At 40.0% G+C, this 11774-nt stretch carries 5 protein-coding genes; all 5 read left to right on the top strand.

Going from position 1 to position 11774, the window contains the following annotated elements; translation table 11 throughout:
* Positions 1–8: 8 nt before the first annotated feature.
* Positions 9–1556 carry a response regulator gene (locus BUB77_RS21755; RefSeq protein WP_073279114.1) on the top strand — a complete coding sequence of 516 codons (1548 nt, stop codon included), beginning with the start codon at positions 9–11 and terminating at the stop codon, positions 1554–1556.
* 550 nt (positions 1557–2106) lie between these two features.
* A complete protein-coding gene (locus BUB77_RS21750) occupies positions 2107–4764 on the top strand; it encodes a carbohydrate-binding protein (RefSeq protein WP_073279112.1) in 2658 nt (885 codons plus the stop codon).
* A gap of 1011 nt (positions 4765–5775) precedes the next feature.
* On the top strand, positions 5776–8430 hold the full coding sequence (locus BUB77_RS21740) for a chitobiase/beta-hexosaminidase C-terminal domain-containing protein (RefSeq protein ID WP_073279109.1): 2655 nt from the start codon (positions 5776–5778) through the stop codon (positions 8428–8430).
* Between the two features lie 63 nt (positions 8431–8493).
* Positions 8494–10413 carry a beta-1,3-glucanase family protein gene (locus tag BUB77_RS29250; protein WP_084124575.1) on the top strand — a complete coding sequence of 640 codons (1920 nt, stop codon included), beginning with the start codon at positions 8494–8496 and terminating at the stop codon, positions 10411–10413.
* A gap of 43 nt (positions 10414–10456) precedes the next feature.
* Entirely contained in the window at positions 10457–11716 is a 1260-nt protein-coding gene (locus BUB77_RS30550) for a family 16 glycosylhydrolase (RefSeq protein ID WP_084124573.1), read from the top strand.
* Positions 11717–11774 lie beyond the last annotated feature (58 nt).

The raw sequence follows: 11774 nt of genomic DNA, 5'->3' as shown, positions 1-11774 counted from the left end.
AGATCTTTATGAAAATTGTTGTGGTTGAGGATGAAATGAGAACCCGTAAAGGAATTGTTCAATTAATAAACCAAATAAGCAGCAATTATCAGATTGTTGGGGAGGCTGGCAATGGGATTGAAGGAGAAAAAATAGTTGCGGAGAAAAAACCTGACCTTATCATAACTGACATTAAAATGCCTGATATGAGCGGATTGGAAATGTTGGATAAATTAAAAAAGTATAATTTAAAGCATAAGTCTATTATATTAAGTGGGTATTCGGAATTTGAGTATGCCCAAAAAGCTATAAAGGTTGGAGTTTATGAATATTTACTTAAGCCGTTTACTGTAGAGGATCTTCAAAGAGTATTAATAGATATAGAAAAAATGATTAAACTGGAAAAGTCGCTTGAAGAAAGTAAGACATCTGAATCTGTTTCCATAGATTATATTTTAAACAGCCTTTTTCTGGGAAATGATATTGGCACAAAAGGGATGGCTGAAAAAATGAAAACTGAATATGGTTTGGATGTAACAAAAAACTTTCATATTGGAATAGTTTATTTAGATAGTGTTGTCGAGAATATTTCAAAAAAAGTATTGGAACTGCTGGAAGAGAATTTGAATATGTATCTCGCAAATCAGTATTACTTATATAAAATCAGCGCTGAAAATACATATGTTATTATTTTACCTGAAAATAAAAAAACATATGATTTTAAAAGGGCTATACAGAATAAACTGCGTATAGAAATCTATCAACCACAGTATGGAAATACAATCTTTGGATTTATTGAATGTGAGAATATTAATACCTTTACAAACAGTCTTTCTACTATAATGAAAGAGCTGCAATGGTCAATTGTACTTGGAGAAGATGTACTGATTGACCATGCTAAAATTCAGCATATCGTTACTAAATTGGTTAAATATCCTATTGAATTAGAACGCAGTATGATTCTGGCTGTTCACTCTATGGATTTGGATAATATAGAAATCTATTGCAGTGAGTTTTTGAAATGCTGGAGAAAAGACTTACATCAGCCGGATGATGTTATCAATGCATTTGTACAATTTTCGTCTGCTATGATAAACTCTGCAAAAAAAGTGTGCGTTGAATGGGAAAATAGCCTAAGCCTGAAGGAAACATATCAAATAATGATAAATTCATATACGTGGAAGGAATTAAGCGGTTCACTTTCGGATTTGGCAACAAAAATGTCTTTATCCGTCAAAAAGCGGAACAATGACTACAGTCTGGTTATAAAGAAAGCCTTAAGCTATATTACTGTGCATTTGCATGAAAAAATAACACAAGTGGAGGTAGCAGATAAACTTAATGTGACTCCGGAATATTTGAGTTTACTTTTTGCAAAAGAAGTAGGACAAAATTTCAATACTTATATCAAAGAGATAAAGATCAATAAAGCAGAAGAGTTATTATTAAAAGGAGATGTGAATACATTTGAAATTTCAGAAAAATTGGGTTTCACAGACTCTAAATATTTCTATAAGGTGTTTAAAGAAGTTACGGGTATATCTACAAGTGAATTTGTTAAAATATATAAAAATTAGTTTTATAATAGTGATGGGATAAGGGAACTTAAGGATATTATTACCAGATTGGACTATCTGGAGGTGACACCCCAAAAACATAAATTTCATAGAGATAAATCCAAAGGCATCGGTGCAAGAAAACCCCGATGCTTTTGTCTATATTTATAAAAAAATCAAAGCGGAGTTGAGATGCTGATTATAAAAGAGGGGCGCTGAATTGCCGCAATTGTATACCAGATTGTCATATGAAGTGATATTGCATACAGTATTGCCGCTGCATATACTAAAGCTATAAAACTATAAAGCATGATCTTTTCTATTTGTGTATTTTTATAGTACTTTATAACTATGGCTTGCATATTGCAACAAGATTTAACAATAAATGCCAATATTGTCTATATCATTATGGATAAATCGAAATATAATTAAAATATTAGAAGTAATTGGAAATAAAGACGAATAATGGAAGGAGGAGTAAAAAGTATGAAAAAAGATTAAGAAAATTACTGCCCTTGGCTCTTATGTTGGCTAAAAAACTTTTGAACAAATATAATAAGGGGGATATACCATGAATGCTTTAAAGAAAAAATCTTTAACAAAATCACTGACATTAATAGTAATGCTTGTATTATTATGCAACCTGTTCACGGCGATACCGGTAAGCGCAGCCGACAGAGGAGCATGGGCTCCCAATACTGCATATGCAGTAAGTGATACGGTAACATATAGCGGAAGTACTTATACCTGTCGTCAGGCACATACTTCCCTTGTAGGCTGGGAACCGTCCAATGTTCCTGCTTTATGGGAGCAAGGCGGCAGCGGAACTACACCAACGCCAACACCAACACCACCAACACCACCAACACCAACAGCACCAACAACAAACGGAGTAACATTCTATGCAGATAAAAGTTACGGCGGAACAGCAGTAACACTGGATGTAGGTACATATACAATGACGCAGCTGAATGCGGCAGGAATTCCGAATGACTGGATGTCTTCGTTAAGGGTTCCCAGCGGGTATATGGTAGAAGTATATCAGAATGATAGCTTTACAGGAACCAAATGGACATATACTGCAGATTCGTCCTGGGTTGGCACAGATGTCAATGACCAGATGACATCTGTTAAAATTTTAGCGGCTGTATTCTATGCAGACATAGATTATGGAGGAACAGCAGCAGCATTGCAACCGGGAAGCTATACAATGGCACAGTTGAACGCAAAAGGAATTCCGAATGACTGGATGTCCTCCCTTAAGATACCAAGCGGTTGGACTGTGGAAGTATATCAGAATGATAATTTCACAGGAACCAAATGGACATTTAATGCAAGTTCTTCCTGGGTTGGCACAGATGTCAATGACCAGATGTCATCGGTTAAGATTTATACTGGTTCACCAGCTCGTCTGTCCTTTGGTGTCATTAGCGATATTCATTTGAATGGATCCACAACTATACAGCAAGAGGAGACGAATCTTACAAAAGCACTGATAAAATTTAAGGCGGATAATATTAAAGTTCTTATGATCGCAGGTGATATGGCTAATGCAGGGGAGACCGCGGCATACCAGAAGTTTAACACAATCTTTAATTCCGTATTTACAGATCCCTTAACCGCTCCTCAAAAAGTATTTGTAATGGGCAACCATGACTACTGGAACGGTATGTCGGTAAGGGACGCCCAGAGTAACTTCACCAACACACTCGGCTGCACAATGAATACAAACATTTCAGTTGACGGTTACCACTTCATTGGCCTTAGCACAGAAGCGGGAGATACCAACGGTGTCTTCACCTCAAAATCAACGGAATGGCTGAAAACCCAGCTTGATGCTGCTGTCGCCGAAAATCCCAGCAATCCCATTTTTGTTACCTTCCATCAGCCAGTATTAAACACCGTTTATTTAAGTGACGAATGGGGCAATGCAACCCTCGATTCCATACTCAAAAATTATCCGCAGGTTGTTACTTTTGCTGGACATTCTCATGCTGTTCTGGAAGATGAACGCTCGATTTATCAATTAAATTATACCTGCGTCGGAACATCGACATTGACTTATACCGAATTGGAATCCGGCAAAGCGAATGGCACCATTCCGCCGAGAGCCAGCGAAGTGGCGCAGGGCATCATCGGCACTATTTCAAATACAGCGGTTACTCTTCAGCGTTATGACTTCCATAACGACTGTCAAATAAAGAGCAACTGGGTTCTTAACCGGCCGTTAAGCAAAAATACATTTGTATATACAAGCGCCAGAGCAGATACAAGTGCAGCGCCTTATTTTGAAGCCGGCAGTAAGGTTACCACTTCGAATATAACCAATGTTTCGGCGACACTCACCTTTACGCAGGCAAAAGATGTGGATTTTGTACATTCATATAGAATTCAAGTTTATGATACCGCCACGAACGCTATTGTAAAAGATTTTCCGATTTTCTCTGATTTTTATTTGGGTCTGCAAAGAATGGCTTCAACGCTTTCCTACAGCGTCGGGGGACTTAACGCTGATACAAACTATGGCGTCCATATTTATGGTATCGAATCTTTTGGCAAACAAAGCCAGCCAATTACCACGACATTTACAACATTACCTGAGCAGCCTCCTGTTGATGTATTGAATGTCAATTTCACGGATGGTACAGCAAAGGACAATTCTTCCTATAATACATCGTATAAACTCAAAAATAATGCTCAAGTTCAGCTAGACAGTACCCTCAAAAAGAATGTGCTGGTTCTTGACGGCACCAATTACGCCAATTACTATGTGTCCGATGCACAATTGAATCTGATTTCGAACCAATTCACACTCGAAACTGTTTTCAAAATGAACACAATTCAAAATCAGGCAATCGTTGAGAACTGCCAAAACAGCGGTATTGGATTTGAAAGCACATCTACCGGATTAGTCGAGCTTTGGGCGTATATAGGCGGCAGCTATAAACACGTTGGCGTTCAGCTGCAGTCAGGTATATATTATCACCTTGTCGCAACTTATGACGGATCAAATCTGAATTTGTATCTCAATGGACAGCTTGTGGATTCCAGCGCTGCCAGCGGTACCATCAGCCATACATCAGGTGTTGCTATGTGCCTTGGCGGAGATCCGGATACGACAGGCAATGCAACATTGCTTTTGAATGGAAATATAGCTTTAACTCGTATTATGAACAAAGCCATCAGCGCTGCGGATGTTCAAAGCCTCTATACGAAATTTTTAAATTAAGAAATTTTTTATTATAAGTTGCAATAAGCGCCTCATGAGCTACAGCCCGTGAGGCGCTTATTATTTTTCTGCACATTAACTTGAATATCTCTACTACCGTCACAGTAAATACCATCTGCACTTCTTTCATTACCGTAGGAAGGATTACCATTTGAGGGCTTGAAATTACATATCTCTAGTCCAATTATCTTTATGTAGTTCCTGCTGTTTACGACTATCATTCCGCCTGAAGCATTTGTTATGCTTGTAACATCAAGCTTCGCTGTTTCTCCAGGATAGCTTTGCAAGGGTATGTATCCGGCCGAGAATCCGGATTATGTAAACTCAATAGTCTGACTGTATGTGCCTCCGGAGCTGATAATTAAGTAGTAAAACATTGCTGTGAAATTATTTCGATATAGGAATTTTTTGCTATTTAGGAAAATAGTCCCTTTTTGTTAAATTATATTACTTAAAGTGCTAATATATGGATTATAGGCTTATGTAAAATATTAACAGGAAATAAATAGTATGTTACGAGAAAAGATAAAAAGGATATTTTCTGACCATTAGGATGAGTTTTTAAGCAGGTATGGACGCAGGATAAGAATTGTAGTAATGATTCTCCAAAAGTTTAAGACTTTAAAGCTGTAAAGATATAAAGCTATAAAGCATGACCTCTTTTATTTGTGTATTTTTATAGTACTTTATAACTATGGCTTGCATATTACAACAAGATTCAACAATAAATGCCAATATTGTCTATATCATTATGGATAAATCGAAATATAATTAAAATATTAGGAGGAATTGGAAACAAAGACAAAGAATGGAAGAAGGAGGAAGTTTGAAAAAAAGATTAAGAAAATTCCTGTCCTTGGCTCTTATGTTGGCTATATTATTTACCATGTTTCCTATGGGAGCTTCTGTGTCTTCAGCTGCCAGCGGACAAAACTTTAATCTCTAAATCCCAAAATGACATATGGCTGTGTTTATAACCCAGCCATTAATTAAATTAAGGAGGTTCAAACTATGTACATATCAAAAAGAAAACCCAAGCATTTTAAGGCATTATTCTTAGTACTCAGTATTATATTAACTTTCTTTTTTTGTATGAACTTAAATATCTCAAGTGTAAATGCAGCAGCTTCAGGCACACCGGGAACTCCTATCTTAGCCCATGATAATAATGATAATGACGGCAATTACACCATAACCATGAACATGTGGTGGGGTAATAACGGAAAGTCCTGGAAGCTCTATGAGAATGACAATTTGGTATATACCGGTGCTTTAACTGACGGTTCACCAAATCCACAAACTGCTTCCAAAACATTCAGTAATATGCCTGCAGGTACATACACATATAAGTGTGATCTCATAAATTCATTTGGTACTACATCCAGTGCTACGATTTCCGTCAATGTAAATGGAGGCGGAGGTGTTGTCGTAAGCGGAATAAAAATCAGCGGAGTTGACGCAGCAGCAGAGGCTTTACAGCTGACAGTCCCCCAAGGAACCTCCGATTACACTTTAAGCGTGACAGGAGTTAACAATCCGAGCTTTACTCTGTCAACAAACAATAGCACGGTAGCAAGCTGCCAAATAATTAATGGGTCCACTTTAAGGATAAACGGCCTGAAAGCAGGACGCGCATCCCTCAAGATTAAGGAAGCTACAAGCAATAAAGTACGCTATGTAGGAATACGTGTAAAGACCGCTGATGGAAAACTCCCCGGGCTTCCCGATTATCTTTCCATGGGCTCTGTAAGTGAAGATTCACCAGCAGACCTGGATTTTTGGAAGGATTATGGTTCCGGACTTACAAACAAACGGATGGATATGCGCTACATATACCTGAACGGAGGACCGGTAAATGGCTGGAAAACCTGGAGTGATGTCGAAGGCGGACGTGCTACTACTTTCATACGTGAAAGTAAAAAACTGGGAATGATACCTTTCTTTGTGTATTATAACATCCCAGACGGCAGTGAAAGCTACGACCTTGATAAGCAGCACATAGAAAGCGCTTCCTATATGCAATCCTATTTCTCAGATTTGAAATTTGCCCTTGATATAATAAATCATGAAGGCGGAGATGAAATTGTCGGTCTTGTTATGGAACCTGATTTCTTAGGTTATATGATGCAAAACTCCGGCAAACAGCCTAATGAATTAATGGCTAGGACAAGTGCTGCATACCAGGCGGGAGTTCTAAGTTCTTCTGATCCTGTATTCCCTGATACTCTCGAGGGCCTGGTAAAAGCAACAAACTATATCATAAATAAATATGCACCAAATGCATATTTTGGATGGCAGTTCAATCTTTGGGCATCTCCCGGAATAACAGTCGGTGTACCTTCAACAGGAATAATGAGACTCACAGATACCATGGGGATTGATAACGGTCGTAAGGCTATTGCATCTGAGGCAAAGGAAATATGCAAGTATTACATGAATGCAGGTGTTACAAGCTACGGTGCAGACTTTGTCTCAATTGATAAATATGGCCTGGATGCAGGTATCAGTTCACCTTCCGACCCTTCCAAGTCCACTTGGTTTTGGAACCTTGACCACTGGAACAACTATCTTCTGTTTAACAAGACATTACACCAGGAATCTCAACTTCCTGTTATACTATGGCAGATTCCCGTAGGACATATTAATTCAAGTTTGAGTGCAAATCCCTACAATGATGGCACATTCCCGGATTTAAAAAATACAAACCAGAATTATGAGGATTCTGCACCTGACTTTTTCCTTGGTGACACCTTCACCGCATCAGGTCCGAGGTTTGATTACTTTGCTACAAATAAAGGTAATGACTCAAAGCTCACAGTATCAGGCAATAACATCACATGGGGTTCCCATGCTAAGGAAGCTGCGGACGCGGGAATTATTTCCGTTCTCTTTGGTGCCGGAGTGGGGAACAGTACCGATGGTGTCGGATCACCTCCTACAGATAGCTATTGGTGGATAACAAGAACTCAGGCATATTTCAATGATCCTGCACCGCTGACAGGCAGCCAGCCGATAGAAATAGTGGCAGCACCGACCTTCAGTCCTGCAGGTGGTACATATGCCTCGGCACAGACAGTTAGTATAGCCTGTGCTACAAATGGTGCTGCCATAAGATATACTACCGATGGAAGCGAGCCTACAGCTGCTTCTACCCAGTACACAGCTCCTATCCGCGTATCAAGCACTACTACAATAAAGGCTAAGGCTTTCAAGTCAGGTATGAATGACTCAGCTACAGCAAGTGCTGCTTATACCATAAATAGTACCTCACAGGTGGCAGCACCCACCTTCAGCCCTGCAGAGGGAGTATATTCGTCAGCACAGAACGTAACCATTTCATGTGCTACGGCTGGTGCTGCCATAAGATATACTACCGATGGTTCCACACCTACTTCATCCTCTGCACAATATACAGGTGTAATATCTGTCACGAGTACTAAAACAATAAAGGCAATTGCTATGTTATCAGGCATGAACAATTCAGCTGTTACAACTGCTACTTACACTATCAGCAGCAGCGATTATCCTGCTTGGGCTCCGAATACGGCATATAGCGTGGGAACAATAGTGTCTTACAACGGAAGCAACTATAGGTGCTTGCAGGCACATACTTCCCTCGTAGGTTGGGAACCATCCAATGTTCCTGCATTGTGGAAATTAGATTAGTGAACTAAAAAATTATTCAATTTTTAAAGAACTTTTAAGCAAATATGATAAGGGGGATATACCATGAATGCTTTAAAGAAAAAATCTTTAACAAAATCACTGACATTAATAGTAATGCTTGTTTTATTATGCAACCTGTTCACGGCGATACCGGTAAGCGCAGCCGACAGAGGGGCATGGGCTCCCAATACTGCATATGCAGTAAGTGATACGGTAACATATAGCGGGAGTACTTATACCTGTCGTCAGGCACATACTTCCCTCGTAGGCTGGGAACCATCCAATGTTCCTGCTTTATGGGAGCAAGGCGGCAGCGGAACTACACCAACACCAACGCCAACACCACCAACAACAAACGGAGTGACATTCTATGCAGATATAAACTATGGTGGAACAGCAATAACGCTTGGGGTAGGTAATTATACACTATCTCAGCTGAATGAAAAAGGAATTCCGAATGACTGGATGTCTTCTCTCAAGGTTCCTGACGGCTGGACTGTTGAAGTATATGAGAATGATAATTTTGGAGGAACAAAATGGACCTATACTTCAAGTTCTTCCTGGGTTGGTACAGATGTAAATGACCAGATGTCATCAGTTAAGATTATCAGCGGAACACCAGCACAGACTGTTGCAACACCTATCTTCAGTCCTGCAGAAGGAACATATACATCTTCAGTTTCAGTAACTTTATCCTGTACTACTTCAGGTGCTACTATCAGGTATACTACCGATGGTTCAATACCTACAGCATCCTCTGCCCAGTATACAGGAGCAATATCTGTTACTGGTACTAAGACAATAAAAGCTATTGCTATAAAATCAGGAATGACTAATTCAGCAGTAGCATCAGCTGCTTATACAATTAATACATCAAGCAGTACCTCTTTGATCCCGCTGAACTCCGGTAAACAGATGACCATTCAATTCAATAACAATACCAATGGAGCTTACAGCAGCAGCCAGATTTATGTTAATATCATTGGCAAGAACAGAAACGGCCAATTTTGCGCCATTTCACCCGATGGAACCATGACTCCATGTGTTTCCGGACAGAATGCATCCCCTTACTTCTATTCATTGAGTTCTTTCAACGGATTCCAGATTCCGACTTATGTGAGTTCCGGAAGACTGTATATTTCAATGGGTTCACCCCTGAATATTCCGTTTAATACGGCAGCGGATGGTACTGTAGGTATTGCTTACCCAAATATTGAGAACCCATCAGATTCAAGCTATAATAAGTATTTTGACTGGGCGGAGTTTGCTGTGGTCAACGGTGAAGTTTGGATTAATACCACCCAGGTGGATATGTTCGGTGTGCCGTATACTATCGAATTGTTTACCGGCAGCAGCACCAATTATTCTTCCTTTGCAAAGGTTGGAATCACCGAATCCAGAGCATCCATTTTCAGTGCATTCCAAAATGAAGTGCCTGCTGAATTCAAGAGTCTGGCTACTGTACAAGCGCCATACCGCATTGTTGCTCCTATCCATGGTGGTTTCAGAACCGGCCAGGCCAACGGTACTTACTTTAACAGTTACATTAACAGCATCTGGTCCCAATATTCCACCAGTGACTTTGTGTTAGCTGTTCCTCAAGGCACATTTACCGGCAGAGTATCCGGGACACAAATGAATTTTACAAGGCCTGGTGATGCTGCGATTTACCGTGTGAATAAACCTACCAGTGAAGAGGTATGGGGAGGTGCAGGCGCACTGGCAACCGGAAATGAAATTGAAAAGGTGCTTCAAGCACAGATTTGCGCTGCTTTCCATCGTCATGTTATGGGGAATGCTGCTAACTTGAATAATCCTTCTACTTACTATCAGACTGGGCCTGCTGACTATTTCTCCAAATTCTTTCATGCACACAGTTTGAACGCCAAAGCATATGGCTTCTGCTATGACGATGTGAACGACCAGAGTTCTACTATTCACGGTATCAGTCCTAGAGGCGCCATTATCAACATTGGCTGGTAATAACTTTTAACAAGTACGGGGATATAGTAAGGAGGTTATCTAAATGCATACTTTAAGGAAGAAATCATTTGGCAAAATTCTGGCACTGGTAATGGTGTTTACATTATTGTGTGGTATTTATACTACAATCCAGGTAAGTGCAGCCGCCAGAGGAGCATGGGCTCCCAATACTGCATATGCAGTAAATGATACGGTAACATATAGTGGAAGTACTTATACCTGTCTTCAGGCACATACTTCCCTCGTAGGCTGGGAACCATCCAATGTTCCTGCTTTATGGGAGAAAGGTGGCAGCGGAAGCACACCACCACCAACGACACCACCAGCAACAAACGGAGTGACATTCTATGCAGATATAAACTATGGTGGAACAGCAATAACACTTGGAGTAGGTAATTATACACTGTCCCAGTTGAACGCAAAAGGAATCCCGAATGACTGGATGTCCTCTCTCAAGGTTCCTGACGGCTGGACTGTAGAAGTATATCAGAATGACAATTTCGGTGGAACAAAATGGACCTATACTTCAAGTTCTTCCTGGGTTGGCACAGATGTTAATGACCAGATGTCATCAGTTAAAATTTTAAATACTGCAGGGAGCGGCAATCTTGTATGGAGCGACGAATTTAACGGTAATTCACTGGATAGTTCAAACTGGGTATATGATATAGGTACAAACGGCAACGGATGGGGAAATAATGAGCTTCAATATTACACAGACCGCTCACAGAACGTTCAGGTAACAGACGGAAACCTGGTAATAACAGCCCGGAAAGAGTCCTATGGCGGCATGAGCTACACTTCTGCACGTATAAAGACAAAAGACTTGCGCCAGTTCACATATGGAAAAATCGAAGCAAGAATAAAGCTGCCGTCAGGTGAAACCCAGGGAATTTGGCCTGCATTCTGGATGCTGGGTTCAAATATAGATTCCGTTGGTTGGCCTAACTGCGGAGAAATCGATATCATGGAGCGTGTAAATTTTGATACGTTTGCAAATGCAACGGTACATTGGGACAGTTATGGACACGCATCTTATGGAAATATGTCAGGATATATTGATTTTTCACAATACCATGTATACAGCATTGAATGGGATTCAGAATATATCAGGTGGTTTGTGGACGGAATAAAGTATAATGAAATACTGATTAAAAACGGCACGGGCAATACTGAGGAATTCCAGAAGCCTTTCTTCCTGCTGTTTAACCTTGCCGTAGGCGGAAATTGGCCCGGAAGCCCTAATGGAGCCACCACATTTCCTGCAAAGATGTATGTAGATTATGTCCGCGTATATAGATAGTACGGAGCATCTGAAAAATGGGCATAAAATGGATATATAATGTCATTATATGCAAATT

The organism is Anaerocolumna jejuensis DSM 15929, assembly GCF_900142215.1.
In the GTDB taxonomy this organism is placed as follows: domain Bacteria; phylum Bacillota; class Clostridia; order Lachnospirales; family Lachnospiraceae; genus Anaerocolumna; species Anaerocolumna jejuensis.
The sequence above is the reverse complement of the archived record's forward strand: the minus strand, read 5'-3'. Positions and strand labels throughout refer to the sequence as shown.

Excerpts from the sequence above, each read along its gene's own strand:
- BUB77_RS21755 (WP_073279114.1), top strand. The coding sequence starts at position 9 with ATGAAAATTGTTGTGGTTGAGGATGAAATGAGAACCCGTAAAGGAATT.
- BUB77_RS21750 (WP_073279112.1), top strand. The coding sequence starts at position 2,107 with ATGAATGCTTTAAAGAAAAAATCTTTAACAAAATCACTGACATTAATA.
- BUB77_RS21740 (WP_073279109.1), top strand. The coding sequence starts at position 5,776 with ATGTACATATCAAAAAGAAAACCCAAGCATTTTAAGGCATTATTCTTA.
- BUB77_RS29250 (WP_084124575.1), top strand. The coding sequence starts at position 8,494 with ATGAATGCTTTAAAGAAAAAATCTTTAACAAAATCACTGACATTAATA.
- BUB77_RS30550 (WP_084124573.1), top strand. The coding sequence starts at position 10,457 with ATGCATACTTTAAGGAAGAAATCATTTGGCAAAATTCTGGCACTGGTA.